The sequence below is a fragment of the Hymenobacter amundsenii genome (assembly GCF_002204745.1).
Classification (GTDB): domain Bacteria; phylum Bacteroidota; class Bacteroidia; order Cytophagales; family Hymenobacteraceae; genus Hymenobacter; species Hymenobacter amundsenii.
Window position 1 is genome coordinate 33,234 of sequence record NZ_NIRR01000002.1, and the last position, 20,596, is coordinate 53,829.

Consider the following 20,596-nt stretch of genomic DNA (forward strand, 5'->3'; position numbering starts at 1 on the left):
AACTGGCTCAGGGGCTGGTCCGGCCCAAAAAACAACGTCCGGGCACCTGGCAGCAGCCAGTCTACCCCTGCCAAGTGCCAAATTTACCGGCCCGGTAGTCGGCATAGGCCTGCCGGATTTCGGCTTCGGAATTCATCACGAAGGGCCCGGCGGCCACAATGGGCTCATTGAATGGAGCGGCGTGGCCCAGAAGCAGTACCGCATCGTCGGTTAGCGCTTCGGCCTGAAATTCGTCGCCGTCGGCGTTGAACTCCACGAGCCGGCGCATTTCGGTTTCCTGACCGTTGAGGCGGAAGCGGCCCCGGATGACGTAGCAGAAAATGGTGCGCTCGGCCGGAATCGTGAGGTTCAGGCGGCCACCCTGGCGGAAATTAATGGTGGCCAGGCTCATATCCGTGAGCGGCTGCACGGCCCCGGCGGTGCCGGCCCACTCGCCCGACACGGCATGAATAATTACGCGGCCTTCATCGAGGGCAACAGCCGGAATATCGGATTCCTGCACGCCGATATAGTTGGGCTCCGTCATTTTGAGGCTGGCGGGCAGGTTCACCCAGAGCTGCAGGATTTCGAGCGGCCCACCGGTTTGCTTGAACTCATCGGAAGAAATTTCGGAGTGAATCAGGCCCCGGCCAGCCGTCATCCATTGAATACCACCCGCAGCAATTACGCTCTGGTGCCCGCCCGAATCCTGGTGCATAATGTCGCCTTCCAGAATGAACGTGACGGTTTCGAAGCCTCGGTGGGGGTGGGGGCCGAAGGGCAGGCCCCGGTTGTGAGCCGGGTACGTTTGGGGGCCGTGGTGGTTGAGAAACAGGAAGGGGTCGAGGTGCTCGACCGAGTTGGTGGGCAGGGCCCGGTAGGTCGTCAGATCGGCAATGGGCGCATTCTGGGCGCGGTGCTGGGATTTGATGGTGCGCATATTGGGTAGTTGTCGGTTTTGGGTGGTCCGCTGTTAGTCGGGTTAACGGGGTAACTAAAACATTGGCCGCCGCTTTTGTTATGAACCCTTCCGGTTCGATACCGTCATGTACGACAGCGGTCAACTGACTACTCAAAACCGATAACTGAACACTCAACACGAATGACCCATCTTTTTCAGCCCTTTACCCAGCGCGGCATCACGCTCAAAAACCGCATCGCTATTTCGCCCATGTGCCAATACAGCAGCCACGACGGCTTCAGCACCGACTGGCACCTGGTACACTTGGGCTCCCGGGCCGTGGGCGGGGCCGGGCTGGTGCTGCTCGAAGCGGCCGCCGTGTCGCCGGAAGGCCGCATCACCCCCGACGACCTGGGCATCTGGCAGGACGAGCACGTAGCTGGCCTGCGCCGCATCACCGATTTCATGCGTGGCCAGGGCTGCGTGGCCGGTATCCAGCTGGCCCACGCCGGCCGCAAAGCCAGCCACGCCAGTACCTGGAAAGGCAGCCAGGCCCTGACGCCGGCAGCGGGTGGCTGGCTCACCGTGGCGCCCAGCGCCCTGCCCTTCACCCCCGACGAGCCGACGCCCCAGGCCCTCGACGAAGCGGGTATCCGGCAGGTAATCGAGGATTTCCGGCAGGCCACCCGCCGGTCGGTGGCGGCCGGGTTCGAAGTGATAGAACTGCACGCGGCCCACGGCTACCTGCTCCACGAATTTATGTCGCCTCTGAGCAATGAGCGCACCGACCAGTACGGGGGCTCGTTCGAAAACCGCGTCCGGCTGCTGCTGGAAGTGGTGGCGGCCACCCGCGCCGAAATGCCCGAGCAGCTGCCGCTGTGGGTGCGCATCTCGGCCACCGACTGGACCGAAGGCGGTTGGACCGGCGACGACTCGGTGCGCCTGGCCGCACTATTAAAGGCGGCCGGCGTGGATCTGCTCGATTGCTCGACCGGCGGGAACGTGGCCAAAGCCGATATTCCGGTGGCCCCCGGCTACCAGGTGCGCTTTGCCGAGCAGGTGCGCCGTGAAACCGGCTTGCCCACCGGCGCCGTGGGCCTCATCACCGAAGCCCAGCAGGCCGAAGATATCCTGGCCGCCGGCCAGGCCGATGTGGTGCTGCTGGCCCGCGAATCGCTCCGCGACCCCTACTTCGCCCTCCACGCTGCCCAGGAGTTGGGTGTTGAGATGGAGTGGCCCAAGCAGTATGCGCGGGCGAAGCGGTAGAAAGAGGTAGGAGCGGGGCTTGCCGCTGCCCGCCGTTCGCATAGGGTCAACGGTTGTATTTGGGCGGAGGGCCCAGGCGAGCCCCGCCTTTACCCCGTGCAGTAACAACGGCCGTTGCCCGACGTGCAACCTTTCCATCGCGGAGTGCGACGTTACAGCAAGACCGTACGCTGTATCTTTCTGAATGAAAAACCTTTCCGCTCCTCACCGGGCCGGGGCGGCAGCGCTGCTGCTGACCCTGGCCGGCTGCGCCACCTCGCAGCCCGTAGCCACTACCCAACCCGCCGCCGCCCCGGCCGCTCCCCAGGAGCTGGGCCCGGGCCGCAGCATCAATTTGGCCGACGTCGACCGGTCGGTGTCGCCTTGCGAGGACTTCTTCCAGTTTTCGGGCGGCAACTGGCTGCGCAACAACCCCGTGCCCGGCTATGCCTCCAGCTGGGGCCCGCGCAACCTGCTGAACGACCGTACCCAGGCCACATTGCGCGGCCTGCTCGAAGATGCGGCTGCCGACCCCAGCGCCACGCCCGGCAGCAACCGCCAGAAAGTAGGCGACTACTACGCCTCCGGCATGGACTCGCTGGGGCTGGAGCAGGCCGGCCTCAAATACCTCAAGCCCGAGCTGGCCCGCATCCAGGGCCTGAAAAACCTGGCCGACGTACAGGCCGAAATAGCCCGCCAGCAGACGCTGGGCACCGGGGCCTTCTTCCGGGCCGGCGTTACGCCCGACCGCAAGAACAGCGCCCAGTACGCCGTGAGCATGAGCCAGGGTGGCCTGAGCATGCCCGACCGGGATTACTACCTGAAAGATGATGCCCGCTCGCTGGCCGTGCGCACGGCCTACGTGCAGTACCTAACCAACACGTTTAAGCTGCTGGGCGAGAGCGAAACCGCCGCTAGCGCCAAGGCCAAGGCCGTGCTGCGCCTGGAAACCCGGCTGGCTGCGGCCAGCAAGGACCGCGTTTCGCTGCGCGACCCCTACGCCAGCTACAACAAGATGACAGTGGCCGCGGCCGATAAGCAATTCCCGAACATGGGCCTGCCCGCGCTGCTTAAACGCAATGGCCTGGGCGCGGCCCAGGAGGTGATTGTGGGTCAGCCGGAGTTCTTCAAGGAACTCAGCAATGTGCTCAAACAGACGCCGCTGGCCGACCTCAAAACGTACCTCAGCTGGCAGCTGGTGTCGTCGGTGCCCACGGCGTTGCCCAAGGCGTTCAGCGACGAGGCGTTCCGGTTCGCGCAGGTGCAGAGCGGGGCCAAGCAGCAACCCGCCCGCTGGAAACGCATGCTGAGCGCCACCGACGGCACGCTGGGCGAGGCTTTCGGGCAACTCTACGTCGACAAGGCCTTTCCGCCGGCCGCCAAGCAGAAGGCCCTGACGATGCTGGCCAACATCCGCGAGTCGATGGCCGAGCACATCCAGACCAACACCTGGATGAGCGAGCCCACCAAGCAGGAAGCCCTTAAAAAGCTGGCCGCGTTGCGGGTGAAAATCGGGTATCCCGACCAGTGGAAGGACTACTCGGCCCTCAGCATCAGCCGCGAATCGTACCTGAAAAACGTGCTGGCCGCCCGGCAGTGGAACTACCAGCAGAACATCAAGAAGTACGGCGGGCCGATTGACCGCACCGAGTGGAGCATGACCCCGCCCACCATCAACGCCTATTACAGCCCGCCGATGAACGAAATCGTGTTCCCGGCCGGCTACCTCCAGCCGCCCTTCTTTGACCCAGAAGCCGACGACGCGGTGAACTACGGGGCCATCGGCGGGGTAATGGGCCACGAAATGACCCATGGCTTCGACGACTCCGGCCGGCAGTACGATTCTCAGGGCAACCTGCGCGACTGGTGGACGCCGGCCGACGCGGCCGAGTTCACGAAGCGCGCCGGCGTGGTGGGCACTCAGTACTCGGCCTTCTCGCCCCTCGATTCGGTGAACGTGAACGGCAAGCTGACAATGGGCGAGAACCTGGCCGATTTCGCCGGCCTCACTATCGTGTACGCCGCCCTGCAAAAGCAGCTCGACCAGAAATACGGCAAAGGTAACCGCCCGCTCATTGATGGTTTCACGCCTGAGCAGCGGTTTTTCCTGAGCTGGGCCCAGCTGCGGCGCACCAATATCCGGCCCGAGGCCCTGCGCCAGCAAATCCTCACCGACCCCCACTCGCCCGGCCAGTACCGCACCATCGGCCCGCTCATGAACATGCCCGAGTTCTACCAGGCCTTCGGCTGTCAGCCCGGCCAGAAAATGGTTAGGACCGACGCCGACCGGGCGGTAATTTGGTAAGAACGAAAGCTAGCAACTAGCTCCCCTCCTCAGATGAGGAGGGGTTGGGGGTGGTTTGGTAATCGAACGTCAGCTAGAAACTAATCTTAGATCTAGTAACCGTTCTGCGGTTATCAACCACCCTCAACCCCTCCTCAGATGAGGAGGGGAGCTGTTTCTAAAAACAGCAACTTCCTTAACCCCCAATCCCCCAACCCAAAACCTTTCCCACCTATGACGACTCAACGCACTTTCCTGCTCACCCTGGGCACGGCCGCTGGTCTGGCTTTGGGCGGCTGCGCGGCCAGCGCGCCGGCCACAACGGCCAGCACGACCACCGCCCCAATGGCCGAGCCTACCGCCCAACTCGGCCCCATTCTGCCCGGCGTGGGCCTCGATCCGGCGAACATCGACCAGTCGGTGTCGGCCTGCGACGACTTTTTTCAGTACGCTTCGGGTACCTGGCTCAAGAACAACCCGATTCCGGCCGCCGAGTCGCGCTGGAGCTCTTGGAATGGGCTCATCAACCAGAATGAGGCCGTGATGCGCCAGATTCTGGAGGAGTCGGCCGCCAATACCACGGCGGCGCGGGGCTCGAACCTGCAAAAGGTGGGCGACTACTACGCCACGGCCATGGACTCGATGGCCATTGAGAAGGCCGGTTTGAAGTACCTGCAGCCCGAGCTGAACCGCATCAACGGCATCAAAAACCTGAAGGATTTGCAAAACGGCCTCGTGCGGGCCCAGCAGATTCAGACCCGCTCGGTATTCGGCTTGGGTGTGGCCCAGGACCGCAAGAAGAGCGATGAATACGCCCTTTATATGAGCCAGGGCGGCTTGACACTGCCCGACCGCGACTACTACCTCAAGGACGATGCCCGCTCGAAGGCCATCCGGGCGGCCTACACCACCTACCTCACCAATACCTTTAAAATGCTGGGCGACAACCCGACCACGGCCGCCAAAAACGCCGTGACCGTGATGCGCCTCGAAACCCGGTTGGCCAAGGCCAGCAAGGACCGGGTGGCCCTGCGCGACCCCTACGCCAATTACAACAAGATGACGGTGGCCGAGGCCAGCCAGCAGTTTCCCAACCTGAACCTGCCCGCCATGCTGCCCGCCCTCGATCTGGCCTCGGCTAAAGAGGTAATTGTGGGCCAGCCCGAATTTCTGAAGGAAGCCAACGCCGCCCTCAAGCAGGAGCCGCTGAACGACTGGAAGACCTACCTGCGCTGGCACCTCGTTTCGTCGGTTTCTTCGGCTTTGCCAAAGGCTTACGTGGAGGAGTCGTTCCGTTTTCAGCAGGTGCTGAGCGGTGCCAAGCAGCAGCAGCCCCGCTGGAAGCGCATGCTACGAGCCACCGACGGCTCGCTGGGCGAAGCCTTTGGCCAGCTTTATGTGGACAAAGCCTTCAAGCCCGAAACCAAAGTGAAGGCCCAGCAGATGGTGGCCAACATCAAGGAGGCCATGGGTGAGCACATCAAGGGGCTGGAGTGGATGAGCCCGGTGACCAAGGAGGAAGCCATGAAAAAGCTCAACTCCTTCACCGTGAAAATCGGTTACCCCGACAAGTGGAAGGACTATTCGGCCCTCAACATCAGCCGCGAGTCGTACCTGAAAAACATGCTGGCCGCCCGCGAGTGGGAGGGCAAGGACAACGTGAGCCGCTATGGTAAGCCCATCGACCGCTCGGTTTGGGGCATGACGCCGCCCACGGTGAATGCCTACTACAACTCCTCGCTCAACGAAATTGTGTTCCCGGCCGGCATCATGCAGCCCCCGTTCTTCGACCCCAACGCCGACGACGCGGTAAACTACGGCGGCATGGGTGCGGTAATCGGCCACGAAATCACCCACGGCTTCGACGACCGCGGCCGCCAGTCGGATGCCCAGGGCAACCTGCGCGACTGGTGGACCAAGGACGACGCCACCGAGTTCACGAAGCGCGCCGACATGGTGGGCGCCCAGTACTCGGCCTTCCAGCCCCTGGATTCGGTATTCGTGAACGGCAAGCTCACGATGGGCGAGAACCTGGCCGACTTTGGCGGGCTGGCCCTGGCCTACTCGGCCCTCGAAAAGCAGCTGAAGCAGAAGTACGGCAGCACCCCGCCGCCCCGTTACGACGGCTTCACGCCCGAGCAGCGCTTCTTTTTGGCCTGGGCCCAAGTGTGGCGCACCAACGCCCGCCCCGAATACCTGCGCCAGCAGGTCCTTACCGACCCGCACTCCCCGGCCCAGTTCCGCACCAACGGCCCACTCATGAACATGCCCGAGTTCTACGAGGCCTTCGGTTGCAAGGAGCAAGGCAAGATGGTACGCGCCGAAAACCAGCGCGCCCGCATCTGGTAGTAGCTGCTTGGTAGATAGAACGTCATGCTTCGACTATGGCTGCGCCTTCGCGGACGTTAGATGAAGCATGACATTATTCTAATTGTAAAAAGGCCGCCCACCCCGCGTAGGCGGCCTTTTTGCGTCCAGCCAAAAAAATAAATGACACCCACATAAACACTATATACGAATTATTCGTAGTATTACGAAACAATCGTAGTAACTGCTATGGAACGACTTACCTCACCCGAAGAAGATGCCATGCGCGTGTTCTGGGAACTCGACGGGGGCTTCATCAAAGATGTGCTGGAGCGGCTGCCCGAGCCCCGGCCACCCTACACCACGCTGGCCTCCACGGTGCGCAACCTGGAGCGCAAGGGCTATCTGAGCGCCGAGAAGCTAGGCAATACCTTCCGCTTCTCGCCCGCCATTGCGGCCGAGGACTACCGCAAGCGGTTTCTGGGCACGTTCGTGGGCGACTACTTCCGCAACTCCTATAAGGAGCTGGTTTCCTTCTTCGCCCAGGAGCAGAAAATCAGTGCCGAGGAGCTCAAGGAAATTGTGCGCCTGATTGAGCAGGGGCCCGAGCAGCCCCCGAAACCCCCGCAGCCATGATACCCGCGCTGGTGCTTTACCTGCTCCAGATGCAGCTGGCACTGCTGCTGTTGCTGGGCCTCTACTACGGGCTGCTGCGCCGCCTCAGTTTCCACCAGCTCAACCGCGGCTACCTGCTAGCGGCGCTGGTGCTGGCCGCCAGTTATCCGGCCCTCGACCTAAGCGGCCTGCTACCCGCCCCGGCGGCCCGCGTTGCCCAGCCGCTGGCCCTGCTGCTGCCCGCCGCCCCGGTGCCCGAAGCCGCCGCCATTGCCGTCGGCCCCGATTATGGTGCGGGGCTGCTGCTGCTGTATGCGGTAGGCGTGGGGCTGATGCTGTTCCGGCTGCTGGTGCAGGCTACTTCGCTCTGGCGGCTGCACCGCCACTCCCGGCCGGCCGACACCGACGGGGTGCCTTTTCGGGCGGTAGATGCGGCCGTGAGCCCCTTCTCGTTCGGGTGGGCCATCTACCTCAATCCTGGCCAGCACGCTCCGGCCGAGCTACCGGTGGTGGTGCTGCATGAGCGGGTCCACGTGCGCCAGGCTCACACCGTCGATGTGCTGATGGGCCATCTGCACCGTGCGCTGGCCTGGGTTAGTCCGGCCGCTTGGCTCTGGCTGCGGGCCACCCAGGAAAACCTGGAATTTATTGCTGATGCCGCCGTGCTGCGCGAAAACCAGCTGCCGGCCCGGCAGTACCAACACAGCCTGGCGCGCCTGAGTGCGTTAACCCAGGGGCCGGCCCTGACTACGCCTTTCTCTTTTCTACTCCTTAAAAACCGTATCGCCATGATGAATGCCCAACCATCCTCCGCCCGCCAGCTGCTGCGCTATGCAGCCGTAGTGCCGCTGGCCGCCGTTTTGCTGCTAACTACCGCAGCCACCACTGCTTCCCCCGTAGTGGCCCCGGCCGCCAGCCCAACTGTTGCCTTGACTGATATAGAGAAGCCGTTGGCCAGCAGTCCGCTGGTGTTTCTTGATGGCAAGCGCATTAGCCAGGCGGAGCTCGATAAGCTCGACCCCCAGCTGATCGAAAGCATGAACGTGCTGAAAGGAGCGGAGGCCCAGAAAGCCTTCGGATCGGACGCTGCCGACGGGGCCATTCTCATCATCACGAAGCAGAACAAGAACTCTGATCAGGTCCGGGATTTCATGCGCAAATACAATATCGGGCTTGCCCCGGCCAGTCCCGAGGTGCAGCGCCTCGTTGGGCTCGTAACGTCTGGCCAGGGCCTGTCGGCCGCCGATTTGCAAGGCCGGTTGCTACTGGTAAATGGCGTGGAGGCTCCGGCGGAGAAATCGAAAATAGCCGAGAGCCAGCTGCAGGGTGTGTTTGTGCTGGATGCTGAGCGAGCCGCTAAAAAGTACGGCGAGAAGGCCCGCCAAGGCGCCGTCGTGATTACAACCAAGTAGCGGGAAGCGTACAAACGGGGCTGGGGCTGATAAACTATCGGCCCCGGCCCCGTTTTCGTGCTTCCTTACTCAGCGGTATTTGCCTCAAAGACAAGGTTTAGCGCCGTGTTTACTCTACAACACACCCTAATTATTCCTCTCAAAAATTACAGCCCATCTATTAACGCTCCCCTACCACGGTATCTGCTGCATGGTACGGCCGGCATTTCGCTGCTGGCAACCGCGCTGCTGGCAACCGCGCTGCTGGTTGGTTGCGCCACGCCCAAAATGACCGAAACGCCCCAGCCGCTCGCCCAACAGCAGCAGAAAGCGGAGTTTCCCGCTGATAAGATGTGGTACTCCCTCGACGGCCGGCCCGTTGGCAAGCAGGAGGCACTTGGTTCCGCTGGCCGGAGCGTGTACCTGTTCAAAGGAGAGGATAGAACAAGCAACACGGCCGATGAAGCAGCTTTGCGGCGCGACTTCGGTAGCAAGCTCGATGACGGTATTGTATTGGTTGTGACGGCGGGAGGGGAAAACGACCCCACCCTGCGCGAGTTTATAAGCAAGTATAGTATCAAGCTGCCTCGGAAGAGCAACGTGCCGGTGGCCGAGAGCAACCGCCTGCGCGACTACTACCGCAAGTTGGCAGAGGGCAAGGGCCTGTCAGACGCTGAAATAGCCGGCCGGCTGATCATGATCAACTGGGTAGAATCTACGCCGGAGCAACTGCGGGCCCTGCCGGCTGGCCAGGTATCGACGCTTTCGGTTTCTGATACGGCGCTATCGGAGGCGAAATATGGGGCGCGGGGCAAAAAAGGCCTGATTACTGTAGGAACGAAGGACCACGCGAAATAAAAGGCTGATTTTAGCGTTTATCCCAGCGTCGTCTGGGTTGCCGCGTGCAACCGAGTGGCTGGCGTGGGTATCCTGCGGGTATAGTCCCGTCATCTTTACCTTTTCCTTATCCTATGTCGTTTTCCCTAATTGCGGGCGCGGTGCTCGTAACAGCCGCCCTGAGCCTGGCCGGCTCCGCTACCGCCCGGCCGTTTCTGGTGGCTCCCACTATCGTGCAGCCTACTATCGGGCCGAGCCTGTATTTTCTGGATGGGGAGCGTACCGATAAAAAAACCATCGACGAGCTCAACCGCCGCACCATTGCCTCGGTGAACGTGGTAAAAGGCTCGGAAGCCGTCCGGATTTTCGGGGCCGAAGCTGCCCAGGGCGTCATGATTGTAGTAACCAAACGCAACGTGAGTTCGGCGGGGGTGGCCGAGTTCAACCGCCGCTACGACATCCGGCCCTTGGAAACCCCAGCAGTGCCGGTTACGCCCGCTCAGCCCCGCAACTAACCAACCAGTTACTGCACCCGCGCAAGCGGCGGGGTATCGTTCGGCGGGAAATTCTCGTATAAAGGATTTTTAACCTTTTGAACGACAATATCATGCTACGCTATCTTACATTGGCCGCACTGCTGAGCTGCGGCACGGCCTTCGCCGCGACGGCCCAGACCAACCAGCCGGAAACCAGCGTCCCCAAAATCGAAACCCACCTCGCGCCCTCCGACACTACCAACAGGGTAGAAGGCATTTACGTAGCCCCCGGCATGACCGGCGCCCCCAAGCAGCGGGTGACTACCGACTACGATAACCAGCCCCTGAAGAGCGTGAAGGCCGCCCGGTCCAAAGCGTCTACGCTTTCCTCGGAGCCACCCAAGCGCAGCCGCAAGCAACGGCCCTGAACTACGGCCCTAGCCAACACCCGCGCCCTTATGCCCGTATGGGGATGACTTGCCCGGGCCTGCCGGGCTTTTACGTAGCCCCGCTTGCATGACGCCTACGACCATTGCCGACTACCTCGACCTTGCCCACCGTCCCGATTTAGGCATCGTGACCGCCCGTTGGCTGCGGCCTACTAGTTCCGGCGAGTTGCGGGCCGGCTACCAGGGACTGTTGCACCATGCCAGCGCCTGTGAGGGTTGCCACCGCTGGTTGATTGATTCGCGGCGCCGGGTGCAGGTAGATGCCCAGGACGTGCACTGGCTGACCGAGCAGTTTTATCCTACCCTCCGCCGCAACATGGGCGGCCATGTATTTCTGGCGTTTCTGGTAGCCCCCTACCAACTCGACGATGTGCAGGACGCTACCCTGCCGGCCCTGCCCCACACCCACGGCGACAATTGCTCGCTCAACCAGTTTACCGACGAAGGAGAAGCCGTCCGCTGGCTCTGCTCCCGAACCTGAACCCCAGCCGGTTTCTACCCTCTCACCCCTTTGCCGCCCAGGTAGCAAAGGGGTTTTTTGTGCCTTAACGAGCCCATTGGTCAGAATTTTCGATTTTTGTATAATGTTGGTTTATTGATTCAGGCGGAAATAGATGATATTTGTATAAGTCAATTTATACTGATAAATATAAGTGGTGCAAAATATTCATGAAAAGATGAATTTTATATGATAAATAAATACGATATCTTCATTACTAGCTAGATACACCAGTTCCTATTAGGACTTATGTCTGCAGCTACAAGATCTTCCACCACCTTCCTTCCTTTCTATGTTCAAAACCCTACTTCTCCTTATTTTGGCTTTTGTGATGATGCTGGAACCGGATGCGGTGCTGGCACGCGGCCATTCTGCTGCCGCTGCCAACACCGAGGCGGCGGGCCTCAACCTGTTCCGGCGCAGCCCCAAGCGGGGCCGGCCCAATTACGTAGCTTACCATGGCAACAGCCGGCACAAAGCCAAAAAGCTTGGCACTATTCGCCGCTGGAAACTGCATCGCAAAGCCATTAAAAAGCGCCGGGCGCGCGGCGTGCCTAGCGTACGCGTCGGCGCTCCTACCCGGGTGCTGAAAAAGTAACCGCCGCCGCTGTGTTACCCACCACGAGCCGCTTCCTTCCCGGAAGCGCTCGTGGCTTTATGGCCGGCTCTGCTACCCGGTGCGACAACCAAAACAAACCATTCGGGTATTATCGTTATATATGAAAAATCCTGTGCCGCTGGTGCAGGCCCTGATTCCGGCTCCCGGCCGCTGTTGGCGGTGGTCGGTTGCGGTATGGAGGGGGCAAACCCTCCCCTCAGCGTCAAGTAAATTCCCTTGCCCTTATGAATGAAGTAATTGAGATTCGGCACCTGCGTGCCGACGACTACGAATCGTTTAAAGCCGCCATGCTGCGGGCTTACCCCCAAATGGGCTCCTATTGGCGCCAAGAGTCTATTACCCGGCTGCTCGACCTGTTTCCGGAAGGCCAGTTGGTGGTGACGGTAAACGGCGAAGTAGTAGCCGCCGCTTTGGCCATTATCGTGGAGCGGGCCAAATTCTCCGACGAGCACACGTACCAGCAGATAACCGGCGACTACACCTTTAATACCCACAACCCGGCGGCCGATACGCTTTACGGCATTGAGGTGTTCGTCGATCCTGCTTTCCGGGGGCGGCGGCTGGCGCGGCGGCTCTACGAGGCCCGCAAGGAGCTCTGTGAGCGGCTCAACCTGCGCGCCATCACGTTTGGGGCCCGCATTGCTGGCTACCACGAGCACCAGAGCACGCTCAGTCCCAAGGAGTACGTGCAGAAGGTGAAGAACCGTGAAATTATGGACCCGGCACTCAACTTCCAGCTAGCCAACGACTTTCATCCGGTGCGCGTGATTCGCAGCTACCTGCCCGGCGACGATGCCTCCGGCGACTACGCCCTGCTCATGGAGTGGGACAATATGCTCTACCACGACCGGCCCGCCCAGGCCGTGGCCTCCAAAACCCAGGTGCGCCTGGGCCTGGTGCAGTGGCAGATGCGCCTCTACGACGGCCTCGACGACCTGTTTCAGCAGGTGGAATACTTCGTGGACGCCCTGGCCGCCTACCGCGCCGACTTCGCTCTGTTCCCGGAGCTGTTCCACGGCCCCCTGATGGCCGAAACCAACGAACTGAGCGAGATTGATGCTATTCGGAAGCTCAGCCAGTTCTCGCCCGAAATCCTGCGCCGCTTTACCCAGCTGGCCGTTAAGTACCACATCAACATCATCACCGGCTCGATGCCCGAGCTCGTGGATGGGCAGCTGATGAACGTAGGCTACCTCTGCCGCCGCAACGGCACGACCGAGCGCTACGAGAAAATCCACGTCACGCCCAACGAGGCTAAGTACTGGGCCCTGAAGGGCGGTGCCCGCCTCCAGACCTTCGACACCGACAGCGGCCGGGTGGGCGTACTGATCTGCTACGACTCGGAGTTCCCAGAGCTGGCCCGCCTGCTGGCCGACCAGGGCATGGACATCCTATTCGTGCCCTTCCTCACCGATACCCAGACGGCTTACTCGCGGGTGCGGCACTGCTCGCAGGCCCGGGCCATCGAAAACGAGTGCTACGTGGCCATTGCCGGCTCGGTAGGCAACCTGCCCCGCGTCAAGAACATGGACATCCAGTACGCCCAGTCGGCCGTGTTTACGCCCTGCGACTTTGCCTTCCCCAACACCGGCGTAAAAAGCGAAGCCACGCCCAACACCGAAATGATTCTGGTGACCGACGTGGACCTCTCCATCCTCGATAAAGTACGCCAGCAGGGCAGCGTGCAAAACCTGCGCAACCGCCGCCACGACGTGTACAAGCTCAGCTCGGCCGAGCTCATGCCCAAGCACTAAGGAGCGAGAGGAATAGAACAGCGTCATGCTTCGACTCCGCCTCCGCTCAGCATGACGCTGTTCTATTCTGCTATCCGGCAGAAAACCAACTATACCACCCGGCCAGTCGTAACAACTAATGCGGCTGGCCGGCGTGCTTTCGGGCATTAGGAACCAGCCCTTTTTTCCACCCTGACTCCCTGCCCTATGTTCCGATTGTTGACCTTTGCCTTGCTGCTGACCGGCCTGAGTGCCGGTGCCGCCCAGGCCCAGAACCGCGCCCCCGTTACATCTACCCGCCACCAGCCTACCGAGCGCATCAGTCCGGTGCCGGGGGTGGTGCTGCCTACGGGCGTCGGCCAGGCAGCGGCCGAACCGCTGGCAGTGCCCATCGTGGAACCCAATGCCCGGCTGGCCATGCCCTATATGCCCTCCGGCCAGGTAACCGTCGATTCGGTGCAAGTGGAGCCCGCCGTGCCCGCCACGCGCCCATTGCGCAAGCGGGGCCGTAGCAACCGCCAATAGCCGGCTCACCCATAATTGGCTCACCCTAAAAAGCACCGCCCCTGCTCAACCGAGTAGGGGCGGTGCTTTTTTAGGCTTGGAGGAGGTTTCGGCCGCTTACTTGATGATGGTTTTCGCGCCGTCTTCCGACTTCATTTCAACGGTGCCGTCGTCGGTGTCGCTCTTCACTGCGTTGCCGTCGGCCCCGAGGGGTTGCGCGGGGCATCCGGGCCGGTAACCCTTGTCGTTGGAGTAACTTCGCCTTCTCCTTGCCCGCCTATGACCCCCAGCCAGACATCCGATCTGCTCCAACTCACCTACCGCGCCGACCTCGACCTGCTGGTGGGGCGCTGGGGCTACCAACCCGATCCGGTTCTGCTGCCGGCTGCCTACCAGCACCTGGCCCGCACGGCCCAGGACTGCGGGTGCAGCTACTGGCTCCAGGATATCCGCCGCCGCACCCTCAACGACCCGGCCACTACGGAGTGGCTGCTCCGTGAGTATTTCCCCGACATGGCCCGCCGCCTCGGGGGCCGGTTGCGGGTGGCCTACCTTACCAGCCCCAGCCTGCTGGAAAGCATCATGGCTGCCCCCGGTTTTGTGTCCGCCGAAGACTACGCCGGCCAGGCGCACGGCGTCGCCTTCTTCGGCGATGAGGGTGCGGCCGTGGCGTGGCTCCGGGAGCAGCGCCCGTAGCCGGGGCTCGCTCCCGCCCGCCGCGCCGAGGCACTGGCCTGGCTCCGCGAAAAAACGCGGCTCCCCGAAGTGCCCGCTAAAAAGCGCGTGTTTCCATTCGCCTGGTGCGCCGATAAACGACCCGGCCCCGCGGTAGCACGACGCAAACGTTCGTGCTACCGGCGGGCCGGGCCAGACTTCCGACGCTTCAGGAGCGTCGGCAGGCGGTAATGGTGACTAACGCAGCGGCCGCTGCTGCGGAATGGTATCCGAAAACACGGAATCCGGCGGTAACTCAATGTTGGGGGCCAAGCCGTCGGACTCGCGGGGGGTGGCTACGCCAGGCGTTGCCTCCGTGCTGGCATCGTAGTAATTCCGGTCGGCTGTATCGGTCTGGCAGGAGCTTAAAGCGGCGCTGGCCAAGAATAGGAGTAGAGCGCCGGATGGCAGAAGTCGTTTCATGGTAGTGGGGTATAGCGTAAATGAATGACAGTGTTTTTAACGTGCTACCTCTCCGTTCGGTTAGGAAAGGTGCGTAATTCATGGTGAAGCTATTTAGAATCCGGAATCAATCAGACCGTCATGCTGAGCGAAGGCAGAGCCGCAGTCGAAGCATCGCTACCGCTTCGTAGCAGTCGTTCAACGAAGCGGTAGCGATGCTTTGGCTCCGGCCCTGCCTTCGCTCAGCATGACGTTTTTTGGACTCTTTAAACAGCTTCAGCGTGATATGCCTCCCCAGCCGAACGAACGAAGCCGCGGCGCCCGGATTTCTCCAGGCGGCACGGTTTAGGCTTGCTGCTTGGCGGCAGTAGCATTACAACTTTTACCTCAGAGCAGATCATGAGTTGCGCTACGCTGACCGCGTGCCAGATGGGCGGCTGTCTGCTAGCCCGGCAATGCATTGGGCCGCGCCACCTGCCGATACACCCCTGGGGCGGTTACGAACACGAACAGCCCGAACAGCGCCTGCTCCAGCAAACTCAGCGGCACCAGTCCCGCTACCGGCGGCCCGAAGTAGCCCGCCACGTACACGTAGCTGTTCACGCTGATATCAACCGCCATAATGGCTACGGCCAGCGGTAGGCCCAGGCGCGGCCGCCACCATACCAGCACCGCCGCCAGCGGGTCGAGCAGCGTCAGGGCGTCCCAAAACAACCCAATACCCACCGGCACCGGCGAGGCCAGCAGCCCCCGCCGCAAAATGCCCGCCGCGTGGGTATAGGTGCCAATCAGGAAGCACGCGGAGTAGATGGCCAGCACCACCCGCACGGGCCAGGCGTAAGACATAGCGGAAGCAGTTCGGTAACGCACGGCGGCAAGGTAGCAGCAACCGCCCCCAAACGCCAACCAGCCGCTACCGGGGGCGGCAGCGGCTGGGAAGCTAATGGTTCGGTGCTCCAGGGAGCTTCTTCAGCTACTGCTGGCTCGTGGGTAGGGGAGCCTACCTAACCCAGGCGGCGTCCTGTCGAGAGGCTGTGCCTTCCCCGCCCGTACGAAAAACGCCGCCCAGATTTCTCTAGGCGGCGCGGTGTCGGTTTGCCGTGTGGCGGCAGTTGGGGTGCACCATCCACATTAAGGCTGGTCACTAATTACGTTGCGCTAAACTAGCGCTAATCACAAATAGCCAATTTACTGGTCCCAACGCCAATATGAACGATAAACAGTACGCCCCTCCCACGTAGACGACTCCCACATATCTTTGGAATCTGGAGTAGATTTTTTAACAGAATTAGCAGCAACATCATAAACCGCTTTAGTGACCCAAGATGCATAATTGCTAGTTCTCAAACCACATAGTTTCGCTGCATGGTTAGCAGCATTACCAACCCAAACTAAATCATTCGCCCCCCTTACGCCGGTTTTAGCGATGAATAAGTCACTAACGTCAATGCCAACAGCTTGTTTAATTACTAAACCTTTTACCTTATCGCCGTATTCTTTTGATAAAGCGGGATTTATTATGTCTATAACGGCAGAGTTTAAAGCTAAAGCAGTGCGCATTGCTCTAGTTTCTTTGTTTTCCCCAATATAAACAGCCATTACTCTATCTCCATCAAATGCTGTAATAACTCCGCCGTTATTACGAATGATTTTGGATGCACAGTGTAAGTATGATTTATATACTTCTGCTGCAATTTCAGATGAATAATTGCGAACTAGATTAGTGGATTCAGCTAAATCCGCATAAAGTACTACCCCATTGAGTTTTACTGCATCATTGCCTAGTGTAACCTTATCCGCTTCTGGTACTACCTGACCATTTCTGGTAACCCATTTTGTAGCAAAGTATTCAGCTACTGTCTTTTTTAACTCCGTTGAAAGTGACATTAGTTGGTTTTTTTAGATTAATGAGGGCCTTTTTCTTCTACTTCTAAACGTATTTGTGTTGCAACTGGAGCAAGGCGTGACGCTAAAGTATTAGCTGGACCTTCTCTATATGTCATTGGAGTCACACCAAGTAAATCAGAAGGGATTTTAGTGTCTAAATCTTGTTCATACACCATGAATGTTCTTTCCCTTGACAATGCACCCATAGCCATACCAAGCTCAAATATCACGTTGTCTCTCGGAGCTGGTTTAGTTTTTGACCGACTAGTTACCAAATCTTCTTTACCCAGAACAAGGATAGCGAAATCGAATTTATTGAATCCTTCTAATAGCGATTCAATTGTTGTTTTTGAAGCACGAAAAAAACTGTCAGTCCATATAGTCACAAGCATTGGTTGTCCATTCAGCGCAAGTTGAATTTGCTGTGCAATTGCTAGCATTTCGCGAGAGCAACCAATGAATATTTCTGGGGTTTCGTTAGGAGGAGCTAAAAACTTTCCTCTTTCACGAAGCCTGTCAGATAGCTCAATTGCTAAGACACGCCATAATTCACTATTAGCACTGGCAAGAAGTGCAAAATCAGATTCTGATAAAATTGCGCATACTGTTTTTTCGGAGGCTATTACTGTAGCACTCCTAGACCGGCTAGGGTCAACAAGAGCCATTTCGCCAATATGTTGTCCGTGCTGACGCGTTGCCACTGCCCTTCCGTGTACTTCAATGCTCACCGAGCCTGACAAGATTAGTAAAATATCAGTATCATCTGCATCTTGCTTAATTAAAATTTCGCCAAGCAGAAACTCTCTTAACTCTACTAATTCATATACCTGCTCAGCAAGAGATAATGAACCATTTATTAGCTTCTGTCGACGCAACAAGTCAATAGTAAGCCGCTTACCGTCTTTCCCCTTGAGTTTTTCAAGCATTATTTAACCTGTCTAAAATAGAAGCCACCAAAAACGAAATAGATACTCCGTTCTTGATGGCTTCCATTATTATTTACTTTGCTTACGACCCGCAAGCCTCGCAGCCTTCCGGATCGTCCAGGGAGCAGGCCATATCTGAGGCGTTCTGGGCCATGGCGTTGAGCGGCTCCAGGGTCTCGGCGGCTTGCTTCTGCACCGTGAACTTGATGGCGTCGGCGGCAGCTTTGGTGCGCAGGTAGTACATGCCCGTTTTCAGGCCCTTCTTCCAGCTGTGGAAGTGCATGCTGGTGAGCTTGCCGAAGTTCACGTTCAGCACGTGCAGGTTCAGGCTCTGGCTCTGGCAGATGTACGCGCCCCGGTCGGCCGACATGTCGATGATGCGGCGCTGGGAAATCTCCCACACCGTTTTGTAGAGGTCCTTGATGTTCTGCGGGATGCTGGCAATGTCCTGCACCGAACCGTTGGCGGCAATGATGGCCGTCTTCATCTGCTCGTTCCAGAGGCCGAGCTTGATGAGGTCCTTGAGCAGGTGCTTGTTCACCACCATGAACTCGCCGCTCAGCACCCGGCGCACATAAATGTTGCTCGTGTAAGGCTCAAACGACTCGTTGTTGCCCAGAATCTGGGCGGTGCTGGCCGTGGGCATGGGGGCCACCAGCAACGAGTTGCGGGCACCGAACTCCATCACCTCGGCGCGCAGCGCGTCCCAGTCCCAGCGGCCCGAGTCGGGCGTTACGCCCCAGAGGTCGAACTGGAACTTGCCCTCGCTCAGGGGCGAGCCGGGGAAGGTTTCGTAGTGGCCGTCGCGCTTGGCCAGGTCCTTGGAGGCCGTCATGGCCGCGAAGTACAGCGTCTCAAAAATGTCCTTGTTGAGGCCGCTAGCTTCGTCGCTCTCGAAGGGCATGCGCAGGGCGATGAACGTATCGGCCAGGCCCTGCACGCCCAGCCCGATGGGGCGGTGGCGGCGGTTGCTGCGCTCGGCCTCGGGCACTGGGTAGTAGTTGATGTCGATGACCTTGTTCAGGTTCAGCGTGGCGTGGTAGGTAACGTCGTAGAGCTTCTGGTGGTCGAAGAACAGGTTACCGGCCTCGTCGGGACGCACGTAGCGGGGCAAAGCCAGCGAGGCGAGGTTGCAGACCGCAATTTCGTTCTCGTCGGTGTACTCCATAATCTCGGTGCAGAGGTTGGAGCTCTTGATGGTGCCGAGGTTCTGCTGGTTGCTCTTGCCGTTGGCGGCGTCCTTGAACAGCATGTAGGGCGTGCCGGTCTCGGTCTGGCTTTCCAGAATGGCGAACCACAGCTCCTGGGCCTTGATGGTCTTGCGGCCCTTGCCTTCGCGCTCGTACTTCTGGTAGAGCTTCTCGAACTCGGCGCCGTGGCTGGTATCGAGGCCCGGGCACTCGTGGGGGCACATCAGCGTCCAGTCGCCGTTGGCTTCCACCCGCTTCATGAACAAATCGGGCGTCCAGAGGGCGAAAAACAGGTCGCGGGCGCGCATCTCTTCCTTGCCGTGGTTCTTTTTCAGGTCCAGGAAGTCGAAGATGTCGGCGTGCCAGGGCTCCAGGTAAATGGCGAAAGCGCCCTTGCGCTTGCCGCCCCCCTGGTCTACGTAGCGGGCCGTGTCGTTGAACACCTTGAGCATGGGCACGAGGCCGTTGGAGGTGCCGTTGGTGCCTTTAATGTAGCTACCGGTGGCGCGCACGTTGTGCACGGCCAGCCCAATGCCGCCGGCGCTCTGCGAAATCAGGGCGCAGTTCTTCAGCGTGTCGTAAATGCCATCGATGGAGTCGTCCTTCATCGTAAGCAGGAAGCAGGAGCTAAGCTGGGGCTTAGGCGTGCCGGCATTGAACAGCGTAGGCGTGGCGTGCGTAAACCACCGCTCGCTCATCAGCTCGTAGGTTTCGATGGCGGCGGCAATGTCTTCCTTATGAATGCCCACGGCCACGCGCATAAGCATGTGCTGGGGCCGCTCGACCACCTTGCCGTCGAGGCGCAGCAGGTAGCTGCGCTCCAGGGTTTTGAAGCCGAAGTAGTCGTAGTTGTAGTCGCGGTCGTAAATAATGGCCGAATCGAGGGTAGCGGCGTGCTTGTGCACAATTTCCCACACGTCCTGGGCCACGAGGGAGGCGTTTTCGCCCGTCTTGGGGTCTTCGTAGGTGTGCAGCCGCTTCATGGTGCTGCTGAACGACTTGCTGGTCACCTTGTGCAGGTTGCTCACGGCAATGCGGGCGGCCAGAATAGCGTAGTCGGGGTGCTTGGTGGTGAGCGAGGCGGCCGTTTCGGCGGCCAGGTTGTCGAGCTCGATGGTCGTTACGCCGTCGTAAATGCCATCAATCACCTTCTTGGCCACCTCAATCGGCGACACGAAGTTCATGTTGAGCCCGTAGCAAAGCTTCTCGATGCGGGCCGTTACTTTATCGAACTTCACGGATTCGCGGCGGCCGTCGCGTTTGATTACCAACATAAGCGGTGCGGGTTGAGGTGATGAAGGGAGTAGAAAGGAGCCCCGGCTAACCGTTACAGGCAGTCAGCCGAGGCATAGAATCGGGTTGAGCCAGCCGGGCCAAGGCACCGGACGCAGGCATTGATACCGGAAGATATTTCTATCTGGCCTTTAGGACAAACCTTCTTTTCAGAAGTTTTCCACATAAGCCTAAAACGGTGCAGTTCAGGCACTTTTTCCGTATTCCAGTAGGGCTATGTTAGGGGGGCGGCGCCGCAAAAAAGAGTTGGCGGATTGCGGCGGAAGTGGTATTGGCCAGGAACCAGTGCCTAATCTAACCAGCCAAAAAAAGCCCGGCCCGCCCGAAGCAGTTTCGGGCAGGCCG

General features: G+C 59.8%; 19 protein-coding genes. 13 read left to right on the forward strand and 6 right to left on the reverse strand.

Translation table 11 applies throughout. The features are described 5' to 3' along the window. Positions 1 to 61: 61 nt before the first annotated feature. Positions 62 to 919: a pirin family protein gene (locus CDA63_RS02285; RefSeq protein WP_088462829.1), complete on the reverse strand. Its 858-nt coding sequence runs from the start codon at positions 917 to 919 to the stop codon at positions 62 to 64. Positions 920 to 1,081: 162 nt separating this feature from the next. Here CDA63_RS02285 and CDA63_RS02290 point away from each other — a divergent pair, with 162 nt between their 5' ends. From CDA63_RS02290 to CDA63_RS02350, 13 genes are all read left to right on the forward strand, one after another. Beyond that, positions 1,082 to 2,146 carry an NADH:flavin oxidoreductase/NADH oxidase gene (locus CDA63_RS02290; RefSeq protein ID WP_088462830.1) on the forward strand — a complete coding sequence of 355 codons (1,065 nt, stop codon included), beginning with the start codon at positions 1,082 to 1,084 and terminating at the stop codon, positions 2,144 to 2,146. 184 nt (positions 2,147 to 2,330) lie between these two features. Beyond that, positions 2,331 to 4,430 (forward strand): M13 family metallopeptidase, encoded by a 2,100-nt coding sequence (locus CDA63_RS02295; RefSeq protein WP_088462831.1) that lies wholly within the window; start codon positions 2,331 to 2,333, stop codon positions 4,428 to 4,430. A 213-nt stretch (positions 4,431 to 4,643) separates the two neighbouring features. Then, the gene (locus CDA63_RS02300) at positions 4,644 to 6,758 is read left to right on the forward strand and encodes a M13 family metallopeptidase (protein WP_088462832.1); all 2,115 of its coding nucleotides are present in this window, start codon (positions 4,644 to 4,646) and stop codon (positions 6,756 to 6,758) included. Positions 6,759 to 6,965: 207 nt separating this feature from the next. Beyond that, on the forward strand, positions 6,966 to 7,352 hold the full coding sequence (locus CDA63_RS02305) for a BlaI/MecI/CopY family transcriptional regulator (RefSeq protein WP_088462833.1): 387 nt from the start codon (positions 6,966 to 6,968) through the stop codon (positions 7,350 to 7,352). Further along, complete coding sequence (locus CDA63_RS02310; RefSeq protein WP_088462834.1) at positions 7,349 to 8,743, forward strand: M56 family metallopeptidase; 1,395 nt, start codon at positions 7,349 to 7,351, stop codon at positions 8,741 to 8,743. The genes CDA63_RS02305 and CDA63_RS02310 overlap by 4 nt, the downstream gene beginning before the upstream one ends. 105 nt (positions 8,744 to 8,848) lie before the next feature. Further along, positions 8,849 to 9,580, forward strand: a complete 732-nt coding sequence (locus tag CDA63_RS02315) for a hypothetical protein (protein ID WP_088462835.1) — start codon at positions 8,849 to 8,851, stop codon at positions 9,578 to 9,580. A gap of 113 nt (positions 9,581 to 9,693) precedes the next feature. Continuing rightward, a complete protein-coding gene (locus tag CDA63_RS02320; RefSeq protein WP_088462836.1) occupies positions 9,694 to 10,074 on the forward strand; it encodes a hypothetical protein in 381 nt (126 codons plus the stop codon). A 92-nt stretch (positions 10,075 to 10,166) separates the two neighbouring features. Then, a complete protein-coding gene (locus CDA63_RS02325; RefSeq protein ID WP_126546694.1) occupies positions 10,167 to 10,463 on the forward strand; it encodes a hypothetical protein in 297 nt (98 codons plus the stop codon). A gap of 88 nt (positions 10,464 to 10,551) precedes the next feature. Then, the gene (locus CDA63_RS02330) at positions 10,552 to 10,965 is read left to right on the forward strand and encodes a hypothetical protein (RefSeq protein ID WP_088462838.1); all 414 of its coding nucleotides are present in this window, start codon (positions 10,552 to 10,554) and stop codon (positions 10,963 to 10,965) included. A gap of 310 nt (positions 10,966 to 11,275) precedes the next feature. Beyond that, the gene (locus CDA63_RS02335) at positions 11,276 to 11,581 is read left to right on the forward strand and encodes a hypothetical protein (protein WP_088462839.1); all 306 of its coding nucleotides are present in this window, start codon (positions 11,276 to 11,278) and stop codon (positions 11,579 to 11,581) included. 245 nt (positions 11,582 to 11,826) lie between these two features. Further along, on the forward strand, positions 11,827 to 13,356 hold the full coding sequence (locus CDA63_RS02340) for a bifunctional GNAT family N-acetyltransferase/carbon-nitrogen hydrolase family protein (protein WP_088462840.1): 1,530 nt from the start codon (positions 11,827 to 11,829) through the stop codon (positions 13,354 to 13,356). Positions 13,357 to 13,542: 186 nt separating this feature from the next. Beyond that, entirely contained in the window at positions 13,543 to 13,860 is a 318-nt protein-coding gene (locus CDA63_RS02345; protein ID WP_126546695.1) for a hypothetical protein, read from the forward strand. A 258-nt stretch (positions 13,861 to 14,118) separates the two neighbouring features. Then, positions 14,119 to 14,535: a hypothetical protein gene (locus CDA63_RS02350; protein ID WP_088462842.1), complete on the forward strand. Its 417-nt coding sequence runs from the start codon at positions 14,119 to 14,121 to the stop codon at positions 14,533 to 14,535. A 216-nt stretch (positions 14,536 to 14,751) separates the two neighbouring features. Here CDA63_RS02350 and CDA63_RS02355 read toward each other — a convergent pair whose 3' ends face one another. The 5 genes from CDA63_RS02355 to CDA63_RS02375 all read right to left on the reverse strand — a co-directional run bounded on the left by CDA63_RS02355 (position 14,752) and on the right by CDA63_RS02375 (position 20,232). Beyond that, positions 14,752 to 14,976, reverse strand: a complete 225-nt coding sequence (locus tag CDA63_RS02355; protein ID WP_126546696.1) for a hypothetical protein — start codon at positions 14,974 to 14,976, stop codon at positions 14,752 to 14,754. 423 nt (positions 14,977 to 15,399) lie between these two features. Continuing rightward, the gene (locus tag CDA63_RS02360; RefSeq protein WP_088462844.1) at positions 15,400 to 15,801 is read right to left on the reverse strand and encodes a hypothetical protein; all 402 of its coding nucleotides are present in this window, start codon (positions 15,799 to 15,801) and stop codon (positions 15,400 to 15,402) included. Between the two features lie 342 nt (positions 15,802 to 16,143). Next, a complete protein-coding gene (locus tag CDA63_RS02365) occupies positions 16,144 to 16,842 on the reverse strand; it encodes an adenylate/guanylate cyclase domain-containing protein (RefSeq protein WP_088462845.1) in 699 nt (232 codons plus the stop codon). Positions 16,843 to 16,859: 17 nt separating this feature from the next. Next, on the reverse strand, positions 16,860 to 17,768 hold the full coding sequence (locus CDA63_RS02370; protein WP_088462846.1) for a TIR domain-containing protein: 909 nt from the start codon (positions 17,766 to 17,768) through the stop codon (positions 16,860 to 16,862). An 82-nt stretch (positions 17,769 to 17,850) separates the two neighbouring features. Then, positions 17,851 to 20,232, reverse strand: coding sequence for a ribonucleoside-diphosphate reductase subunit alpha (locus CDA63_RS02375; protein ID WP_088462847.1), 2,382 nt, complete (start codon positions 20,230 to 20,232; stop codon positions 17,851 to 17,853). Between the last annotated feature and the right edge of the window lie 364 nt (positions 20,233 to 20,596).